The sequence below is a fragment of the Agrobacterium sp. rho-8.1 genome, from assembly GCF_033957725.1.
Taxonomy (GTDB): Bacteria; Pseudomonadota; Alphaproteobacteria; order Rhizobiales; family Rhizobiaceae; genus Agrobacterium.
The window spans coordinates 1,212,624-1,229,330 of record NZ_CP192789.1 but is presented as its reverse complement, the minus strand read 5'-3'; the positions used below and the strand labels follow the sequence as shown (position 1 = coordinate 1,229,330).

The window sequence follows — 16,707 nt, the reverse complement described above, 5'->3', positions numbered from 1 at the left end:
CTCAATGAAAATTGCGGCCCCTGACGATGATTTGATCCCCTCCATCGTCCTGCATATCCGATCGCTTCGGCAGGCCACGTCGATCTTCAGGTGGAATGCCATGATGAAATTCATCGCCTCGGCCATGCGGTAACGGAAACGGCCCTTCCCTTTCGCCGACGCTTTTCAACACATCTGAAAGATCAGTGATGCGATGAGCGACGAGATGCACAACCTCACCTTCGCGTTGGATTTTCCCGTAAATCCCGACCATTCCTGCCGATAGAATGACACGCCGATATTTTTCGAAGGTTTTGACCCAGACGACAGCATTGGCGATGCCCGTTTCATCCTCCAGCGTCATGAAGACAACACCCTTGGCCGAACCCGGCCGCTGACGCACCAGAACAAGCCCAGCGGCTTCCAGCCAGCGGCCATCTTTTGCAGCAACGGCCTGAGCACAGGTGATCATTCGCCGCCGGGAAAGATCATCACGCAGAAACGACATGGGGTGCTGACGCAAGGTCAGTCCGACATGGCCGTAATCCTGCACCACCTCGCCGCCTGCCGTCATGGGCCGCAGGACAACGTCTGGCTCGTCCAACTCAGCGATGACGCTGTTCTGGCGCATGGCAGCCGACGCAAACAAAGGCAACGGCTCATCGCGCAGGGCCTTGATGGCCCAGAGAGCTTGACGTCGAGAAAGCCCAAGCGACGGCAAGAAGGCATCGGCTTCGGCAAGCGCGACCAGAGCATCAACCGGAACACCGGCCCTTCGCCACAGATCATCAATGGATACAAATGGGCGGTCCTCACGGCACGCAATGATATCGCCTGCACGCTTGTTGGACAGCCCCTTGACCAAGCACATGCCAAGGCGAACGGCCTTTCGCTGCGGCCCGACTTCCTCTTCCAGCGTACAATCCCAACGGCTGGTGTTGATGCAGACGGGGCGCACAACAACACCATGATTTTGCGCATCGCGGACCAGTTGGGCCGGAGCATAAAAGCCCATGGGTTGGGAGTTCAGAAGTGCCGTACAGAAAATATCGGGGTGGTGGCACTTCACCCATGCGGAAGCATAGGCGATCAACGCGAAGGAGGCGGCATGGCTTTCGGGGAAACCGTAACTGCCGAAGCCCTTGATTTGTGCGAAAAGCCGCTCTGCGAATTCCGGCGCAAAGCCGTTGGCGATCAGCCCACCAATCAGTTTGCTTTCGAAATTGGCAATCGTTCCAACATTCTTGAATGTCGCCATTGCCCGCCTCAACTGGTCAGCTTCATTCGGCGTAAAACCGGCACAGTCGATGGCGAGCCGCATGGCATGTTCTTGAAAGAGTGGGACACCCAGCGTCTTGTGAAGGACTTTCTTGAGCATCGGATGCTCGTATTCGATTGTCTTTCCTTGCGCCTTTTCCGCACGCCGCTTGAGATAGGGATGGACCATATTGCCTTGAATGGGGCCGGGACGAACAATAGCCACCTGAATGACGAGGTCGTACAGTTCCTGCGGCCGCAGCCTTGGCAGCATCGACATCTGGGCGCGACTTTCGATCTGGAACGTGCCGATCGTATCGGCCCTGCAGATCATTTCGTAAGTCGGTCTGTCGTTATTTTTTATACTCGTCAGCTCGAATTTTTCGCCTTTACGATCCGTCAGCATGTCGAATGCACGGCGCATACAGGAGAGCATGCCGAGCGCGAGGCAATCCATCTTCATGAAATCCACAACCTCGATATCGTCCTTGTCCCATTCGATAATGCGCCGGTCATGCATGGCGGCAGGCAAAATGGGGACAAGTTCGTCCAACCGGTCATGGGTCAGCACGAAGCCACCCGGATGCTGGCTGTGATGGCGCGGCGTACCGATAAGTTGTCGGGCGAGATCGAAGGCCAGCTTCACGCGGTGGTCGTTCAAGTTGATGTTGAGGTCTTTGGCTTCCTTTTCACCCGCATCCTGCGTCCACCACCAGATTTGCGAGGACATGAGCTTCGTCAGGTCTTCCGGCAGCCCAAGCACTTTGCCCACATCGCGAATGGCACCCTTTCCGCGATAACAACTGATCACGGAACACAGGGCCGCCTTGTCATGACCGTAATGGCCATAAATCCACTGGATGATCTCTTCGCGTCTTTGATGTTCGAAATCCACATCAATGTCGGGCGGCTCGTCCCTGTCCTCGGAAACGAACCGTTCGAAGAGAAGGTCGCTTTCCTTGGGATCGATGGCGGTTATACCGAGTACGAAACAGACGGCGGAATTGGCTGCAGAACCGCGCCCCTGGCAAAGAATTTCCATTTTCCGTGCCTGACGAACGATGGCATTGACGGTAAGAAAATAGGGCGCATATCGCTTTCTGGCGATGATCCTCAACTCATGTCTGAGGGTATTTTCGACCTTCTCAGGCACGCCTTCTGGATATTTCCCCGGAACCTCGTCCCATACGTATTTCTCAAGAGCTTCCTGCGCACTCAATCCGGGCAGGATGTTCTCTTGAGGATATTGGTACTTCAGCTCCTTGAGCGAAAATTCGCACCGCCGCATAATCTCCAGCGTGCGTTTCAGAGCACCGGGATAGGCCGAAAACAGCCGATGCATTTCCTGTGGTGGCTTCAGATATCGGTCGGCATGCCGTTCGCGCCGGAAGCCGGCATCGTCGATCGTGCAATTGTGGCGAATGCAGGTGACGACGTCCTGCAACATGCGCCGTTCCGGTTCGTGAAAGAGCACATCATTGGTAACGACGGTAGCAACGCCTATCCGCTCCGCCATGTGCGAGAGATCGTAGAGCCTGATATGATCGTTCGGACGACGGCGAAGGGTCATGGCCACATAGGCGCGATCACCGAAATCCGCTTTCAAGCGCCGCAACCGAATGGAAAGGGTTTCATCTAAACGGTCTGGCAACAGGATAACCAGCAAGCCCTCACCATAGGCGACCAAATCACGCCATTTGAGGTCACAACTTTTATTGGCGGGGTCTTTCTTACCAAAGGTCAGCAGACGACAAAGGCGAGCATAGGCGGCACGATTTGTGGGGTATACCAGCACCGAAATATCATCTGCCAGATCAAGTCTACACCCGACGACGAGCCGGACCCCCGTTTTTTCTGCAGCCCGATGGGCGCGGGGGATACCCGTCAGGCTGTTGCGATCCACGATGCCGAGAGCCTCGATGCCAAGAGCCTTGGCTTGCGCAAACAGATCCTCGCACGAGCTCACACCGCGCAGAAACGAAAAATGCGACGTGACCTGAAGCTCTGCATAGCGGGCGCTCATCCGAATATTCCATGGAGAAACCAGCCTTGGGAACCCGTATTGGCGTGTTCGCCATCACCGGAGCGGAAAATCCAGAAGCGCTCGCCGCTCTCATCTTCAACGGTGAAGTAATCCCGGACAGCCGCCTGTTCGCGGTCACGTTTCCACCATTCGCCGAAGACGCGTTCCGGCCCATCAGCCCGTTTCACCAGACGACGTATGCCGCGCCAGGTGAAACTTTTGGGGGGATGGTCCGGCAGCAGTGCCATGGTCAGGATCGGCTCTGGCCGCGCAAGCAGGCGGACCGGACGGGGCCAGTGGTCCGGCCAGCCGAGCGTATCGTCGGCAGACTGTGCAGCCACCATCTCGACGGAGCGTTCGGGCACATCGCTGGCGACGGCACTGTAACGATAGACCTTGTGACCACGGTTGATGAGCACATCGACCGTTTCACCGATATCGGCTTTTGCCTCGTCTAGCAGGGTGGAGCGAGCCTGCCCCGGCACGAGTGCTTCCGCGTGGCTGGCAGTCAGGATCATTTTCTCGATGCCGAAGCCGGGGTTGATGGTATCAATCCGATCCGTCAAAAAGCGGCTCAGTTGCTTGACATCGCGTACCGGCCTGGAGGTTCCAGCTCGGATCGCCTGAATACCGCTATCGACCCGGTGCAGCACCAGATCAACCCGGCGCGCGCCAAGACCGCGCTTTTCCAGCCCGAGACAAAGCTGGCGAACGAGCTTTTCGGTGTAACGCGCAATGGTATCGGCAGCAGAAATAGGTTCAGCGAAAAAGCGAAAGGCCTCGACCAGTTCGGGGATACGGATCGGCTCTATCGGTTCCGACAACAGACCATGGGCCTGGTCCAGCCTGCGCCCGATTTCAGGACCGAAGCGAAGGGTCAGCGGCGCCCGAGCCGCAGCCATGAGGTCTGCGATGGTATGAAACCCAAGCACTTTCAGGTCAGATAGCATGCGTGGCTCAAGCCGCAGAGCGGCCAAGGGCAGAGGGCCAAGGACTGCAGCCGACGCATGTTGCGGCACGATGGTGAGAGGCTCTTTTCCGAAGCGGGCAAGCGCGTGTGCTGCACCCCAGCTATCGGCAATCGCGGCGTGTGCGGTAAACCCGAGCCCGTGCAACCGGTTGATCATGCCGCTCAGCATTAACAGCTCATTGCCATGCAAATGATCTGCGCCCGTCGTATCCAGCACCAAACCGTCTGGCGGATCGGGCGCAACGATGGGTGCATAGATGCGCAGGAACCAGAAAGCGAGATCGCGCAGCGCTTTTGCATCGTCCGCCGCCTGCAACTCCTCGACGATGAGGCCGGGAATGATGGCTTGAGCCTTGCTGACGGGCATTCCGAGCCGCAGGCCCAGTACAGATGCTGCCACATCCTGCGCTGCGATGACACGGCGACTTCCTTGTCTGGCAATCATCACCACCGGGCGGTCAACCGGTGGCGCCTGTTTGCCAAGTGCTCTGCGGTATCGGTCTGTCGACCATGTCGGCAGGTAGAGCGAGACGACCCTTTGCATCACAGGCTTCCACTTCAAAATTGCTACATTCGCCACCACGACACCGCAAAAGCTCCAGAAACCAGCGCGCCCTTCCCACTCCCTGCACAGGCAACGGCGTGGAAGGACGCACGGAGACGCGCCACCGCGTGACCGCAGCCGTCGGCTGTCCGAATTCGAGAACGCCGGAAGGATGACGCCAGCGGCGGATGGCAAGACCGACGACACCCGACCCTTCCGCCGCCAATTGCAGGCGACGTGAGATGGTCATCGGCAGTTTCGACACCTCCCCCACCACAGCGCCGAAACCGTTGCAGCGCAGACCTTCTTCGAAACAGTCCAGCACGCCCTTTTCATCGCGACATTCCACGATGATCAGCCTGTTTTGCGACAGGCCCGCCTGCGTCAAGGCTGGCATGAAAAGATCAGGACGGGTGACGCACCATAGGATCTTGCCTTTCACACGCGCTGCAATGCCTGCCGAAAACAAGGCCGATGCGGCACCATCCATCGCACCGTTGCCGCCGCCGCTGACTTCATGCAGGCAACCCAGCTTCAGCCCGCCACCGGGCAGATGATCATCAATGGAAGGAACGCCGAAAGGCAGAGTTTCGTGATGGCGGGCTTGACCCTGAGTGATCCGCTCCAGCCTCTCCCGCAATTCTTCCACAACAAGCTGTTCGGCGCGTTTATGCATAACACGAGACTTTTCAAGAGCATTTTACGCTTAAATATTACCTGTTCACTTTTTGTTCCTATTTCAGGAAAGAGTCAAGAAGACTCTTTCCTGATGTGTGGACAAGGCAGGGAGTGGAGAGCACCGCTCCTGTAGAAACCCTCAGCGCCCGGCGATCGGGCGCATGGCGACACGGGAAAGAACACTGTCATTTGATGTTACCGCCCGCTGTGGCAATGTCAGCTTTCCAGCCGCGTAATACAGCAGGAACGAGCCGATCTGGTAGGCAAAGATGATGTCGATTTCCACAAAGGATCGAACGACGAAAAGGGCGCACAGGGCAAACAGGATAAGACCTTGCGGATCATTCTTTTTTACCAGAATGGAGCGCAAGTGGGCAAATAGCGTGCCATAAAGCACGATGGCCAGCAGCACCAATCCGACAAAGCCGTTTTCGACGACCGTTTCGATATAGGTATTATGGAAGTGAAAGCCGCTGCGCGAGGTGATGAAGAAATCATCCCAGAGACGTTCCGCGTCATAGAAACCAACCACCCAGAAGCCCTGATAGCCAACGCCGAAAATGGGGGTCGCCTTTGCGGCTTCGATGCCCTGCTGCCACAAATAGGTGCGCCCTGTGAGCGTCGAATCCTTACCGAAAATGCCGAGGATAGCATCGAGCAGACCAAACTGCAGTGACGCCACAACCAGCAGACCACCGGCACCGACGAGCGCCAGAAAGATCATCTTGCGATTGCCCGGATTGAGCATTCCCATGGGCAGAAAGCCGATGATGAGGGCCACGACGGCCGCCGTTGTGATAACGGACGTGGCTGACTGCGAGGCCAGCAGGCAATAGACGGAAACAAGCCCCGTTACACCGGCGATGCCGAGCCATATGATATCCCGTTGGCGCAGAACCAGCACAGAACACGCAGCAAAGATAACGCCAAGGGATGCATAGAAACCAAGCTGGTTTTTTGACGAGAAGGCCCCCACGAAGCTGAACGTGCCATCCAGAGCATCGAAAAGATAAATACCGAACAGCATGGAATACAGCAGAACGACAATAATGCCGATCATCGCACCACGCGTCATCGTCGTGATCGATATGACACGCATGGCAATCAGCGCGCACACGATGTGCGTCATATATTGAATGGATGCCCGCATGGTCGTGGACATGGCTTCCGACCAGAAGCTGGACAGAACCGTCAGAATACCGAAGCCGAAAATCCAGAAGTAGCGCGTATAGTTGCCCAGAACGCGGCGGTAATCCACTATAACAAGTGGAAGCCACAGGGCGTAATAGGCAAGCACGGACACCATGCCGAACTTGGAGGAATAGGCGAAGATGAAGAATGACAGCGCAACCGCTGCCATTCCATAAACACTATTCTTGTCCGGGTCGATCAGGGCCGATTTGGCAATCCGCATGATGACCTCACTGCATCAGAACGTCTGATGACACCTTTATCACATCGCCAGGCTGGATTGTCGTGGTTTCGTCAGCCTTGATTTCCTTGGGTTTACCGTCCTCTTCGCGAACGATGACGTAAGTAATCGTTGCGGACTTGCCAGTGGGATCGAAGCGGATGGCCTCTGCCGACTGTGCCAGCGCCTCGGACATCAACTCGCGGCTTGTGCCGAGCTGCAGGTTGAGCTTTTGCAATTCTGCCTCGGTGTCCTGAAGCTCCTTGGAACGCTGGGCGACCCAATCGTTGCGCAGGTTGATTTCATCCTGCACGGCCTTGTTGATATCCTGCTTGGCGCGTAGCGACGACGTATCGATATCGAGAAGAGTCGATTCCACCTCGGCAGCGCGTTCTTCGGCAGAAATACGCCGCTGGGCAAGTGCCAGCCCCTGCTCGTTCAGGCGGTTTACCTTCTCCTTGTCCTCATTGGCCAGTTGCAACTGACGATTCTGAGTCTCGGATTTCTTTTGAAGGGACTCAACTTCCGTTTCCAGAAGCTGCCTGAGATCGGTCAGAGCCTTCAATTGAAGCGTATATCGTTCGCTGCGCGACTTCATCAGAGCATTTTCACTCTCCAGGAGAGCATCGATATTCAGGATTTTTTCAAGCACAGGCGTCTTGGTTATTTCCTTATCGCCCCTCACTTCCGCCTGAAGCCGGGCCTGCCTTGCCAGAAGGCGGCCGCGCTGGTCATCATAAACCGCAGCATCGCCACGGGCGTTGATGAAGTCACGTGCAAAACGCTGACCAGCATCGGAACGACGCAAACCGCCGGAAAGACTGACAGCCTTCAAAACGGTAAGATTGGGGGCATAAGGATATTCGCCGGGTGTCTGAACATCACCGGCCAGGAAGACTGGACGGAATTGGGATACTTCGACGGAAGCAGATGGCAGGTTGCGCAATGCAAACTTGCTTTGTAACTGAGCACCGATCTCTTCGCCCACCTCACCCGTGGTTTTACCGGAGACATCCAGCTGACCAATGAATGGGAGAGACAGCGAACCGGATGCGCCAACGGAATAATCACCGTTGATGACTTCCCAATTGCGGATCGTTCCATCGGCGGGTTGCCACTCCGCAACGCGAATTCGCAGCTTGTCGGCCGTCCCGAGACGGTACTGGTTGTCCTGAGCAAAAGCGTGGAGAGGGGCTGATGCCAGCATCGTTGCGGCTACGAGAAACGCAGGAACCTTGCGCCATGCAATATTCCAGGAAAATCCGGTGGCACTGCCAACCATATTACACTCCATGGTTACAACTGCACACCGCAGTCGGAATACGACCAGCCCGAAGGCTGGCCGCATATGCCACACATCAGTGGCCGCAATAAGTTTTGGTGCAAAACGTAGGAAGTCGAATTTGGTTCAATAGCTGCCGCGTGACATGCACACTGCGGGAATTGTCTTCGCGATGATGAAAACATCCTGCATCATCGACCAGTTGCGCACATACTGCGTGTCATAATCGACGCGTTCCTTATAGGAAACGTCGTTGCGACCGCTGATCTGCCAGAGCCCGGTGAGGCCTGGGCGAGTGCTGAGGTAATAGGAGGCTGCGTTCTCGTAGTAGTTCAGCTCTTCATCCACCACAGGGCGCGGGCCGACCACGCTCATTTCACCACGGATGATGTTGATCAACTGTGGCAACTCGTCAAGGCTGAGCTTACGCAGCACGCTCCCGATCGCTGTGACGCGAGGGTCGTTCTTGAGCTTGCGTGTGGTCTTCCACTCTTCTTCGGCATCAGGGTTTGCGGCAAGATACTGCCGCAGGACCTCGTCACCGTTCATGACCATGGTACGGAACTTCAGGCAATGAAAGCTGCGTCCGTTATGGCCAACGCGGCGGTGCCCGTAAAATGCGGGGCCCCGGTCTGAAAACTTCACCAAAGCCATGATCATGAGAAAGATCGGGCTGAGGATGAGGATTGCTAGCAGTGCTGACGAAACGTCAAAGCTGCGTTTAGCGATTCCTCCGATCGGAAAGCTCACATCAGATTCTGTTGAGCTACTAAGCGGCGAAACAGCCGATCTTGTCGCGGACTTCATAGAGAGGACTCCATTTATGTTTTGCGATGGTCGGTACCCGTTGGGCGCGTCAATTCGTAACTGATCATTCAGCAATGCTGTGACGAGAATTGGGTGGATTTGAATTTTTTATGAGGCATGCCGCCTTAGTCTTCTTGAAATGTATCTGCAGAAATCCTCACACATGCAGACGTTAAAGAGCGCATTATACGGTTTAAAGAAGAAAAGTGCCATTCGGCAGGAGGGATAGATTTTTCCTGTGTTACGTCATGTATTAATCACTTAACGTCACTGGTGATCTTCTTATAGTTTTCTCTGGGAAAAGCGGTTTTTGAAGTCACGCACAGAGAAAACAAAGAAAAAATAGGAAGAAGAAGCTTTTGTGCACCGCAATAAAATTGCGGCGACGCACACTCAAAAAGACAACAAATGTCTCGATTTTTATGAAGAAAAATTAATCTTGGCGCAAAAACAACGCCTTTACACTTCGAAAATGGACGCAATCATGACGTAAATAAGGCGTAAATGTGTCAATACGGATTTGCATAGCTGTCAAATATGGTCAGCAAGTTCTGATAGATACCATTCAATCGTTTCAACTCTGAAATTGCAGCGATTCTGACCGTATTATGGGACGTCGCCGAAAACTGAGGCCGTGCAAAAATGAGAGCTCGGCTCTGGAAACTGCACATTAATCCGGCGACGTTTCCGATAGGCGCGTCCTGTATCGGACAATCCGGGCCAAGAGACGTGCTCGACAGGCCCGCAAACAACAACCATTCACTCTCTTTAAGCGCAAACGCCAGCCATATCCAGCACATCGGGCGTTTTTGACCAGCATACAAAAAAAGGGCCGCCATTGTGATGGCAGCCCTTGCTGTATTGCGAGGTCACTTCTTATGCGGCACGTCGTTCGTGACGGCCCTCTCCGATTTCTTCGACAATCTTGGCAACGAAAGCATCAAGGTCGTCAGGCGAACGGGATGTGACGATCCCCTTATCCGTTACGACTTCCTCGTCCTTCCAGATACCACCAGCATTCTTGATGTCTGTCTTGATGGAGCCGTAGGATGTCACGTGACGACCCTTAACGGCGTCAGCTTCGACCAGCAGCCAAGGCGCATGGCAGATGGCGGCGACGACCTTGCCGGACTTGACGAAGTCACGCACGACCCGCATCGCATCTTCGTTCGCTCTCAGGATGTCGGGGTTGATCTGGCCGCCCGGCAGAACGAGAGCATCGAAGTCTTCGATGCGGACAGATTTGGCGAGAAGATCGACCTCGATGCTGTCGCCCCAGTTCTTGTCATCCCAGCTCTTGATCTGGCCTTCCGCGATGGACGCGATTTTGACATCCGCGCCCTTTTGCTTGAGCTGTTCATAGGGAACACGCAGTTCGGAGCGCTCGTAACCATCTGTTGCCAGAATCACGATCTTTGCAGCGTTGATAGCCGTCATGGCCTTCTCCTTTGGATATAATTTGGGTTTGATGAAGCTCAATCGGCTTCGTCGGAATTGATGGACGGTAGAAAGAATTCCACGTCATCCCTGCGGGCCTGCTCGAGAACCGCAATGCGGTTTTGCCAGAAGTGCTCCGCCTCCTCAGGCTCGTTTTCATATTGACGGACAAAGGTCTTGTTGTCGTCAATCATGACCCGTCGCGTGCCACCGAGGAGCATATATTCTTCCGCAAGCTTGCGTGTTTCGGTCTTTTCCATCTGTTTCTCCTTCGGTCGGGAGTTCGGGGATAAGGAGAGCACCGAGTGGGTGGGAAGCTCGGCTGCCGTCTCAATGCCATCGGAAAACGAAAAAATCCTGATGGCCTTCGGCACAATCATGTGCGCTTGAAACGACGGCTCTCTTGCCAATTGAACGTAGCCCGGAAGCAATAGTTCCTAAAAAAATCTTCGCTAATATATCAGGTGCCCAGATGTTCGATCTGCTCTATCAGACGTTCAGCCAGCAAAAGTGCGCTGCCGGTCGCGATCACCATTTGTGGCAGAACGAGCCATTCCAGCATCCAGGCCGCCCCTGAACGTTCCTGCTCATGCACCATGGACTGATGCAGGGCAGACATTTGCACCGCGTTGAAACGAGCAATCGTCACGAGTGTCTCAGCCACCACCGGATTTTGTTTATGCGGCATCGCAGAGGATCCGCCACCGCCGGCAAGGCGAATTTCTTTTCCCATTTCGGCTAGAAGAGCGACGTCCTGTCCGAACTTACCAAGCGAACCGGTGATCAGAGCCATACAATGCCCAAACTCAACGATGGAATCCCGCTGGCTCTGCCATTGTGCCGTATCGACGAGGCCCAGACGTCTGGCAAGCTCGGCGCGGACGGCAGCGCCTTTGTCACCAAACTTATCGAGGGTCCCGACAGCACCACCGAATTGAAGCGCAAAGCCACGCGGCGTCATAACGGCAAGCTTCTCGTGGTGACGGACCAGAGGTTGCCTCCAACTGGCGACCCGATCAGCAACCGTCATGGAAATAGCCGCCTGCATGCGCGTATAGCCCATCAGCGGGTTCGACCCGTCACGCAAGGCGATATTTTGCAGGCCAGACACACAGGATGACAGACGTGCCATGATGATTTCAGCTGTCGCTTTTAGACGCAGCATGAGGCTGGTGTCGATCACGTCCTGGCTGGTTGCACCGACATGCACACTGGTCGCCGCCTGCCCACCGACAACCGAACGCAACTGCCGCACAAAGTCCGGAATGACAACTCCGTCCTTTGCAACCCCTTCACGTAATGACGGGTAATCGATCACGATCGTATTCAGTGCGTCAGCGATCCGCACCGCGTCATCATTTGATATGACATCGCAAGCCGCTTGCGCCTTGGCCAGCGCCACCTCGAATTGAAGCATCGCGGCGACATCGGCTTCGGCGCTGAACAAAGCGCTTGTTTCTTCGTCGCCAAAAAGACCGCCTAGAAAAGGATGCTCGAACGGGGAAAGGCTCATTCTATTCTCAAATATCAAAAAAGACGGTTTCGCCTTCGCCTTGAAGCCGGATGTCGAAACGGTATGTGTTGCCGTCTTCTCTCTTCGCAATCAGCGTCGGCAGGCGCGGTTTGTGCTCGACGCGCGCCAGCACCGGATCGACGGCGTTGGCCACTTCCTCCTCCGGGAAATACATGCGTGTATGAAGGCCGATGTTGATGCCACGCGCCACGATCCAAAAGGTGATATGTGGCGCCATCCAGCGACCGTCCTTGAACGGAACCTTGCCCGGCTTGATGGTTTCGAACACGAACTCGCCCGTGTCCATATTGCCGGGAGAACGGCCAAAACCGGAGAAATTTTGGTCAGCCGTGCCACGTGTCTCGCTGGGGCTGTTGTACAGCCCTTCGGAATCGGCCTGCCAGATTTCGATGAGCGCGTCTTTCAATGCGTTTCCAGCACCATCGTAAACGGTACCGCGAATAGTGATCCGTTCGCCTTGTGCACGTTCGTTATAAAGAGCGCCCGACCCCAGATCCTGAGCAAACACGCCGTTAATACCGACGAAATTGGGCGTACAGCCAATATGAACATAGGGGCCGGCTGTCTGAGACGCACTTTCCTTGAAGTAGTGAAGCGGCTGAACCATGTCAGTTACCCTCCGTGCGGTTTTCAAACAGGGTCGAACGACGCCCGCGCAGGACGATATCGAATTTATAGGCGCGCATATCCATGGGAATAGCGGATGTCATGTCCAATGCCGCGACAAGCTGCTCGATGGCAGCCTTATCGGGAATGGTTTTGACGATCGGACATTGCCAGATCATCGGGTCACCTTCGAAATACATCTGGGTGATCAAACGCTGTGAAAAGCCGTGACCGAACACGGAAAAATGGATGTGGGCCGGGCGCCAGTCATTGACGCCATTGGGCCATGGATAGGCGCCTGGCTGGATCGTCTTGAACCAGTAGTAGCCATCTGCGTCCGTTATCGTGCGACCAACGCCACCGAAATTCGGATCGACAGGGGCCAGATAACTCTCCTTTTTATGGAGATAACGGCCGCCTGCATTGGCCTGCCAGAACTCCACCAATGCACCTTCGACACCCTTCCCTCGTTCATCCAGAACACGGCCGTGCACCAGAATACGAGGGCCGATAGGCAATTCGCCGGGTCGCGCATAATTCAAAATCAGGTCATTATCGAGCGGGTTGAGCATACCATGCCCGAAGACGGGGCCTGTGATCTCGCTCTTGGTGCCTTCCATGGAGATGAGTGCCCGCTGGGGCGACCGCAGAATCGACGTCTTGTATCCGGGCGCGTAAGCGGGAGGATGAAGACTGTGATCTCTGGCGAAAAACGGCCCGGTTTCCGGCGGCTTGTTGGTCATTTCATCTCCTCCTGCAGCAAAGCTCTGGCTCGCATTTCGGCAAGCGTCGACTTTGCAATCTTGAAAGCATGGTTGGCGGCCGGAACACCAGCATAAATCGCCACATGCATCAGTGCTTCACGAATATCCTCCTCGCTCGCACCCGTATTCGCGGTCGCCCGCACATGCATGGCGACTTCTTCATCTTGCCCGAGTGCCGCCAGCAGCGCGATCGTCACCATAGAGCGCTCACGCTTCGTCCACTGCTCACCCGACCAGACGTTGCCCCAGGCGGATTCGGTAATCAAGCGCTGAAAAGGTTCGTCAAAAGCGGTCGATGCCGCCTGCGCACGGTCGACATGCGCGTCTCCCAAGACCTTGCGGCGTGTCACCATGCCCTGTTCGAACCTGTTAGATGTCGTGGCTTCGGCCATGCGTCAAAACTCCGGCAGGGATTTCAGAAAATGATCGACAACAGCCGCATAGGCGCCTGGCTGCTCCAGACACGGAATGTGTCCGCAATCGTTGATGATGGCAGTGCGGCACCCCGGAATAAGAGAAGACAGGGTATGCACAAGATCAGGCGGCGTCGACTGATCACCATCGCCCGCAACGCAGAGCGTCGGGACGGATATTTTCGTCGCCTGTTCAGTGTAATCCGCATCGCGGATAGCAGCGCAAGTCGCGGCATATCCAGCCTTGTTCTGCTGTGCCAGCATAGTGCGTGCGCCGAGATAAACAGCGTTTTCAGGCGAGCGAAACGCCGGCGTGAACCAGCGCTCCATGACACCGTCGACCAATAGGGCTATGCCCTCGCGATCGATATATCCGATGCGGTCGTTCCACATTTCTGCGGTTCCGATCTTGTGCGCCGTATTGCTGAGAACCAGTGCGCGCACGAGATCAGGTCGGCGCGCATAAAGACGCTGCGCGATCAAACCGCCCACGGACAGGCCCCAGATGATGGCGTGCTTGACGTCGAGATGATCAAGCAGCACTTCGAGATCGTCGACGTGATCGTCTATGGAATAGGGCGCCGCACCGACATCGGACAATCCGTGGCCGCGTTTGTCGTGCAAAACAAAGGCATACCCATCGCCGAGTTCCGCCATCACGTCGTTCCAGATCCGAAAATCCGTTCCCAACGAGTTGATAAACACGATCACGGGTTTTGCGGCGCCGAGAGCAATCGCCGAATAATGAAGAGCCCGCGCACCGGACAGCAGAAATTGCATGGAAACGATCCTCCTAGAAATTACCTTGCAAGCTGAAAACGGTTAAGTAAAATGAGTTTATCGCCAATTAACATAACCGTTAGATTATATGAATGATCGATAACCGCTTCAAATTCCGTCATATCCAGACCTTCGTCGAAGTCGCTCGTCAAAAAAGCGTGGTCAAGGCGGCGACTGTTCTGCATGTCAGTCAGCCTGCGGTGACCAAGACGGTTCGGGAGTTGGAAGAGGTGCTTGGCGTCGTGCTGTTCGAGCGCGATGGGCGAGGTATCAAGCTAAGCCGTTATGGCGAGATTTTTCTGAAACATGCGGGCGCCGCCATGACAGCCTTGCGGCAGGCGATGGATTCGGTTTCGCAGGATGCTTCCAGAAGTGGCGTGCCGGTGAGGATCGGCGCATTGCCGACCGTATCGGTCAGTATCATGCCGAAGGTCATGGCCAGTTTTCTGAAAGAAGACACAGGTAGCACGGTCAAAATCGTAACCGGCGAAAACGCCGTTTTGCTCGAGCAATTGCGGATCGGCGATCTCGACCTTGTCGTCGGTCGATTGGCGGCGCCTGAGAAGATGACGGGGTTTTCGTTCGAACATCTCTATTCGGAACGGGTTCGTTTCGTGGTGCGGGCAAAGCATCCTTTGCTCGGAGAAACGACGTCAATTTTTGCGCGACTGCACGAGTTTCCCGTGCTGACACCAACGCGGAATTCCGTGATCGGGCCAGTTGTCGATCAGTTTCTGCTGGCCCATGGCGTATCGCAACTGCCAACCCGGATCGAGACCGTATCCGATGCCTTCGGCCGGGCATTTTTGCGAACAAGCGATGCCATATGGATCATCTCCGAAGGGGTGATCGCAGCGGATGTCGCCGACGGCACCCTTGCCGTGCTGCCGCTTGACACGACAGATACGAGCGGGGCCGTCGGCCTGACCATGCGCGCCGACACGCAACCGTCGCTGCCCCTATCGCTGTTGATGCAGACGATCCGCGAGACAGCCGAGGCACTCGCTGCCTCACCGCGTCAATAGGGCAGGCCGACGTAGTTTTCCGCAAGCGCCATGGCTGCGGCCCGTGATTGCACGAGATAGTCCAATTCCGCTTCCTGTATCTTCTGGCCAAAGTCGCCCGTATCGGGAAAGCGATGCATCATCGTCGTCATCCACCAGGAAAAGCGGACGGCTTTCCATACCCTAGACAGGGCGCGGGCGGAGTAAGTGTCAAGGCCCGCCTCAGAACGGTCCTTGTAATATTCGATCAGTGCGTGACTGAGATAATAGACATCGCTGGCCGCAAGATTGAGCCCTTTGGCACCCGTGGGTGGGACAATGTGGGCGGCATCGCCAGCCAGAAACATCCGCCCGAATCGCATGGGTTCAGCCACAAAAGAGCGCAGCGGCGCGATGGATTTTTCGAAAGAGGGCCCGGTGACCATCGCTTGCGCATGCTCGTTTGGGAGGCGAAGACGGATCTCGTCCCAGAACCTGTCATCGCTCCAGCTTTCGATTTTCTCATCGAGGGAACATTGAATATAATAACGGCTACGCGTTTCAGACCGCATGGAACAGAGCGCAAAGCCACGCGGATGGTTGGCATAGATCAGTTCATGATTGACGGGTGGAACATCGGCAAGAATGCCGAGCCAGCCGAATGGATAGACCCGCTCGAACTCCTTGATAGCGCCTTGTGGAACGGCTTTGCGGCTTGCACCATGGAAACCATCGCAGCCAGCAATGAAATCGCAGTCGATGCGCTGTGTCGAGCCGTCTTTGTCGAAGGTTACATACGGTTTATCGGTATCGAAATCGTGCGGCTGTACGTTAACCGCATCATAGATGGTTACAAGGCCCTGGCGTTCTCTCGCATCCATCAGGTCGTGGGTGACTTCGGTCTGGCCATAGACCATCACCCGTTTTCCACCTGTCAAATCGTGGAGATCAATGCGGTGATCGCGTCCATCGAACGCCAGCGAAAAGCCGTCATGCGGCAGTCCTTCCTTATGAAGGCGGGCGGCTACACCGACGTCCTCGAGCAAACGGACGGTGCCCTCTTCCAGCACACCCGCACGCACTCGGCCCAGAATGTAATCTTTTCCGACCCGATCCAAGAGGACCGTGTCGATACCGGACTTTGCCAAGAGCTGCCCCAGTAGCAAACCCGCTGGCCCGGAGCCGATGATGACGACTTGCGTGCGCATTGTATCCTCCCGAAACGGTTTTTCCCGCACG

The 16,707-nt window shown here is 55.6% G+C and carries 15 protein-coding genes; 1 reads left to right on the top strand and 14 read right to left on the bottom strand.

Going from position 1 to position 16,707, the window contains the following annotated elements; genetic code table 11:
- Position 1: 1 nt before the first annotated feature.
- From RMR21_RS20515 to pcaD, 13 genes are all read right to left on the bottom strand, one after another.
- Positions 2 to 3,259, bottom strand: a complete 3,258-nt coding sequence (locus tag RMR21_RS20515; RefSeq protein ID WP_498671259.1) for an error-prone DNA polymerase — start codon at positions 3,257 to 3,259, stop codon at positions 2 to 4.
- A complete protein-coding gene (locus RMR21_RS20510) occupies positions 3,256 to 4,773 on the bottom strand; it encodes a Y-family DNA polymerase (RefSeq protein WP_498671258.1) in 1,518 nt (505 codons plus the stop codon). Before RMR21_RS20510 ends, RMR21_RS20515 begins: the two co-directional genes overlap by 4 nt.
- The gene (locus RMR21_RS20505; RefSeq protein WP_498671257.1) at positions 4,688 to 5,449 is read right to left on the bottom strand and encodes an ImuA family protein; all 762 of its coding nucleotides are present in this window, start codon (positions 5,447 to 5,449) and stop codon (positions 4,688 to 4,690) included. The genes RMR21_RS20510 and RMR21_RS20505 overlap by 86 nt, the downstream gene beginning before the upstream one ends.
- A gap of 141 nt (positions 5,450 to 5,590) precedes the next feature.
- Positions 5,591 to 6,865: an O-antigen ligase family protein gene (locus tag RMR21_RS20500; protein WP_498671256.1), complete on the bottom strand. Its 1,275-nt coding sequence runs from the start codon at positions 6,863 to 6,865 to the stop codon at positions 5,591 to 5,593.
- Between the two features lie 7 nt (positions 6,866 to 6,872).
- Positions 6,873 to 8,069 (bottom strand): polysaccharide biosynthesis/export family protein, encoded by a 1,197-nt coding sequence (locus RMR21_RS20495; protein ID WP_498671855.1) that lies wholly within the window; start codon positions 8,067 to 8,069, stop codon positions 6,873 to 6,875.
- Between the two features lie 201 nt (positions 8,070 to 8,270).
- Positions 8,271 to 8,951, bottom strand: a complete 681-nt coding sequence (locus RMR21_RS20490; protein ID WP_174155127.1) for a sugar transferase — start codon at positions 8,949 to 8,951, stop codon at positions 8,271 to 8,273.
- 876 nt (positions 8,952 to 9,827) lie between these two features.
- Positions 9,828 to 10,388, bottom strand: a complete 561-nt coding sequence (locus tag RMR21_RS20485) for a DJ-1/PfpI/YhbO family deglycase/protease (protein WP_498671255.1) — start codon at positions 10,386 to 10,388, stop codon at positions 9,828 to 9,830.
- Positions 10,389 to 10,426: 38 nt separating this feature from the next.
- Positions 10,427 to 10,648: a hypothetical protein gene (locus RMR21_RS20480; RefSeq protein ID WP_498671254.1), complete on the bottom strand. Its 222-nt coding sequence runs from the start codon at positions 10,646 to 10,648 to the stop codon at positions 10,427 to 10,429.
- Between the two features lie 200 nt (positions 10,649 to 10,848).
- Entirely contained in the window at positions 10,849 to 11,901 is a 1,053-nt protein-coding gene (locus tag RMR21_RS20475) for a 3-carboxy-cis,cis-muconate cycloisomerase (RefSeq protein ID WP_498671253.1), read from the bottom strand.
- Positions 11,902 to 11,908: 7 nt separating this feature from the next.
- The gene (pcaG, locus tag RMR21_RS20470) at positions 11,909 to 12,529 is read right to left on the bottom strand and encodes a protocatechuate 3,4-dioxygenase subunit alpha (protein ID WP_498671252.1); all 621 of its coding nucleotides are present in this window, start codon (positions 12,527 to 12,529) and stop codon (positions 11,909 to 11,911) included.
- Position 12,530: 1 nt separating this feature from the next.
- Positions 12,531 to 13,271: a protocatechuate 3,4-dioxygenase subunit beta gene (gene pcaH, locus RMR21_RS20465; RefSeq protein ID WP_498671251.1), complete on the bottom strand. Its 741-nt coding sequence runs from the start codon at positions 13,269 to 13,271 to the stop codon at positions 12,531 to 12,533.
- Complete coding sequence (pcaC, locus tag RMR21_RS20460; RefSeq protein ID WP_498671250.1) at positions 13,268 to 13,684, bottom strand: 4-carboxymuconolactone decarboxylase; 417 nt, start codon at positions 13,682 to 13,684, stop codon at positions 13,268 to 13,270. The genes pcaH and pcaC overlap by 4 nt, the downstream gene beginning before the upstream one ends.
- 3 nt (positions 13,685 to 13,687) lie before the next feature.
- On the bottom strand, positions 13,688 to 14,485 hold the full coding sequence (pcaD, locus tag RMR21_RS20455; RefSeq protein ID WP_498671249.1) for a 3-oxoadipate enol-lactonase: 798 nt from the start codon (positions 14,483 to 14,485) through the stop codon (positions 13,688 to 13,690).
- A 92-nt stretch (positions 14,486 to 14,577) separates the two neighbouring features.
- Here pcaD and pcaQ point away from each other — a divergent pair, with 92 nt between their 5' ends.
- Positions 14,578 to 15,510 carry a pca operon transcription factor PcaQ gene (gene pcaQ / locus RMR21_RS20450; protein ID WP_498671248.1) on the top strand — a complete coding sequence of 311 codons (933 nt, stop codon included), beginning with the start codon at positions 14,578 to 14,580 and terminating at the stop codon, positions 15,508 to 15,510.
- Here the strand turns inward: pcaQ and pobA are convergent.
- On the bottom strand, positions 15,504 to 16,676 hold the full coding sequence (gene pobA, locus RMR21_RS20445) for a 4-hydroxybenzoate 3-monooxygenase (RefSeq protein WP_498671247.1): 1,173 nt from the start codon (positions 16,674 to 16,676) through the stop codon (positions 15,504 to 15,506). The two genes, pcaQ and pobA, sit on opposite strands and share 7 nt — an antisense overlap.
- Between the last annotated feature and the right edge of the window lie 31 nt (positions 16,677 to 16,707).